Consider the following 3,159-nt stretch of genomic DNA (forward strand, 5'->3'; position numbering starts at 1 on the left):
GGGCGCCGTCCGCAACGGATGCCCTCGCCCTCGGCTAGCCGCGCTGCGAGAGCGATCGGGCGAACCTGACGAAGCCTTCCATGAAGGCCTGGAGCCGCTCGCCGACCTTCTCGTCCGCGAGCGTGCCGTCCTCGGCAAACACCTGCTGGGCCCGCGAGACCAGGAGACGCCCCTCGCCCCAAAGTTCGGCGCCAAGGGTCCGCGGCACCGCAAGCCAGGCATTCTGGCTGAGAATGGTCCCGAACCCGCCGGGCGAGGCGCCCATCAGCGCGACCGGCTTGCCGCCGAAGACCCGCGGGATGTCGGCCGGCGGCCGGGACAGCCAGTCGATCGCATTCTTGAACACGCCGGGAATCGAGTTGTTGTATTCCGGCGTGACGAGCAGCAGGCCATCCGCGGCGGCGATAACGTCCTTGAGGGCAGTCACGGGCTCGGGGATTCCCTCGGCGGCCTCCACGTCCCCGTTGTAGAGCGGGATGCCCCGGATGGTCCCGATGACCAGCTCCGAGCCCTCCGGCATCCTTTCGGCCGCGGCACGGAGCAGCGCGGAGTTCAACGAACCTCGGCGCAGGCTTCCGGACACTCCGATCAGTTTGGTCACGCCATCCTCCCGCCCGGTCGGTTCCGATCGTCATCATCCCTGAGCTGTCGGTCGCGGCACGCCCACAGACCTCGCCGGCATCTCGGCAAGACGCCGGCCCGGAATCCTGGCCCCGCGACCTGCCATGCGCGGCAACCCTCTAGGGATAGCGCACCGGCGTCGGCTCGGGTTCCGGGAGCGGGATGAACTCGGCATCTCCCGGCACCGTTTCGAACCGGGCCGCCTTCCAGTCCGCCTTGGCCTGCTCGATGCGCTCCTTGCGCGACGAGACGAAGTTCCACCAGATGTAGCGTGGCCCGTCCATTGCCTCGCCCCCGAGCATCATGAAGCGGGCCTCCGTCCGGGCCCGGATTGTGATGCGATCCCCGGGCCGGAACACCAGAAGCTGCGCGGGCCCGAACACGTCGCCCGCGATCTCGATCTCGCCCGCGACCGTGTAGAGGGCCCGCTCGTGGTAATCGGGATCGAGGGGTATCGAAGCCCCGGCCCGGAGCGCCGCATCGGCATAGAACATCGGGCTGGAGGTGCGCACGGGGGACGAAGCGCCGAGGAGCGCGCCCGCGATGATCCGCACCGTCGTGCCCTCCCCGGAGAGCACCGGCATCTCACCTGCCCCGTAATGGGTGAAGTCCGGGGCCGTCTCCTCGTCCTTGGCCGACAGGGCTACCCAGCTCTGGATCCCGAACAGCCGCGAGCCGAGGCTGCGCAAATCCTGCGGGGTGCGCTCGGAATGGACGATCCCGCGCCCGGCGGTCATCCAGTTGAGCTCGCCGGGCCGGATCGGCAGCTCCATCCCGAGGGAGTCGCGGTGTATGACCTCGCCGTCGAACAGGTAGGTCACGGTCGAGAGCCCGATGTGCGGGTGAGGCCGCACGTCCAGGCCCGTCCCAAGCAGGAACTCGGACGGCCCCATCTGGTCGAAGAAGATGAAGGGCCCGACCATCCGGCGCCCCGCGGAGGGCAGCGCCCGGCGGACCTCGAATCCTCCGAGATCATGGGAACGGGGCACGATCACGGTTTCGATGGCGTCGCAGGCGAAACTGTCTCCGGGTGCGGGATCTTCGGCAGGGAGCCAGCTCATGGGTTCGGTCCTCGCGTATTGACCGGTCCTGCGGGACATAGGCTCGTGTGACCGACGGACCAGAGTGGTTAGAGGGCCGATACCCATGCCGGGCGAGGTCCGGCCCAATGCGCTCCGAACGGTTGATGCACGTGATGGCGGTCGGGCGAGTCGACCCGGATACCGCTCAGGAGACGGAGCGGGGGATGCCTGGAATGCCCCGCGCGCATTCGAGCGCAACCCGATTCCACTGGGCCACGTCCGCGGCCGCCTCGTAGGTGCTTTGAAGGAATGCGAGGAGCACGGCATCGGGTTCGGGCGCGGTGCGGACCGCATCGTAGGGCAAGAGAAACTCGCCGAGTTCCTCGCTGAAAAAGGCTGCGTCGGGTCGGACGGCGGCCCCGCGGAACCCGTCCGGCTCTGGATAAGCATACGAATAGAAGGCGGGGTAGTCGATCCCGCTGCCGCCCGGCCAGAAGCCGGCGCTGCTCAACTCGTGGGAGTAGGCCTCCCGCATGATCTCATCCGCCACGCCGGGGACACCACCCAGATGCGCCGGGGCAGGACGGCCCGAGAACCGCGTCACGGCCAGATCGAAGCTCTCCCAGAAGAAGTGGACGGGGCTGCATTTCCCGATGAAGCCGGTGCGAAACTTTTTCAGGACCCGGTCAGCCTGAAGGAGCACCCGCCAGAAGCGCTCCGTATAATCGGCATCATAGGCCGCATGGATCCGATCCTGGCTGAAGGGGATCGCCCCCGGGATCTCGCAGGGACGTTCATCGACCGGAACCGGCATGCCGAGTCCGGACAGTATCGCCATCACCTCACCGTGGAAATCCGCCACCGACCGCGGCTGCAAGGCCATCACCCTGCGGGCACCTTCGCTCGTCCTGACGTCGAGGACGTGATGGATGAAATCGAACACGATCTCGAACGCGCGATGCCCATAAGGGACTGGCGACGTCGCTAGGCCGCGCGCCGTGACGTAGAGCGGGACCTGCCAGGAATGGTTGAGCCGCGGGGTTCGGGCGAGCCGAACCTTGCCGACGACCTGGGTCCAAAGATGAAGCGTGGCGCAGGTTTCCTTCCAGGCCTCGTAAGGCAGGTCCGGCCAGATCCCGGGATGAGGGCGTCCGGTTCCAAGCGCCTCGGGATTTGCCTCGCCTTCTGCGTCAATCGGAGTTGCGGCCCGCACGTCCCCTCCATCCGGATCGCCGCTTGCCGAACCCGAAGGCTTGTCGAACCCGACCGCGGCGGGATCGCTGGCCGGGAACGTTTCCTTGAGCGCCTCATCGAGCAGCCGGTCGAGATGCCCGTCGCTTGGTTCGGTGTCCGTCCGGGGCTGCTTGTTTCCTGTTCCCATGGCCTTCGCCTCCCGGGTAGAGACAATGATGCGCGCCATTCTGGACCATTTTCCGGAAGGTGCAGCGAGCGTAGGTGCTCGCTGCACCACAGAGCATCACGGGATCCGCGATACGGCGGAGCCGCCGCGATGCAA

3 protein-coding genes are annotated in these 3,159 nt (G+C 67.3%); all 3 read right to left on the minus strand.

Going from position 1 to position 3,159, the window contains the following annotated elements:
* Positions 1-34: 34 nt before the first annotated feature.
* Positions 35-601, minus strand: a complete 567-nt coding sequence (locus tag BN1233_RS19420; protein WP_046865249.1) for an NADPH-dependent FMN reductase — start codon at positions 599-601, stop codon at positions 35-37.
* A 139-nt stretch (positions 602-740) separates the two neighbouring features.
* Entirely contained in the window at positions 741-1,682 is a 942-nt protein-coding gene (locus tag BN1233_RS19425) for a pirin family protein (RefSeq protein ID WP_046865250.1), read from the minus strand.
* Positions 1,683-1,848: 166 nt separating this feature from the next.
* On the minus strand, positions 1,849-3,063 hold the full coding sequence (locus tag BN1233_RS19430; protein ID WP_342341655.1) for a DUF5996 family protein: 1,215 nt from the start codon (positions 3,061-3,063) through the stop codon (positions 1,849-1,851).
* Between the last annotated feature and the right edge of the window lie 96 nt (positions 3,064-3,159).

The organism is Microvirga massiliensis, from assembly GCF_001006805.1.
Taxonomy (GTDB): domain Bacteria; phylum Pseudomonadota; class Alphaproteobacteria; order Rhizobiales; family Beijerinckiaceae; genus Microvirga; species Microvirga massiliensis.

Coding starts and splice junctions, on each gene's coding strand:
- BN1233_RS19425 (WP_046865250.1), bottom strand. CDS start 1,682: ATGAGCTGGCTCCCTGCCGAAGATCCCGCACCCGGAGACAGTTTCGCC.
- BN1233_RS19430 (WP_342341655.1), bottom strand. CDS start 3,063: ATGGCGCGCATCATTGTCTCTACCCGGGAGGCGAAGGCCATGGGAACA.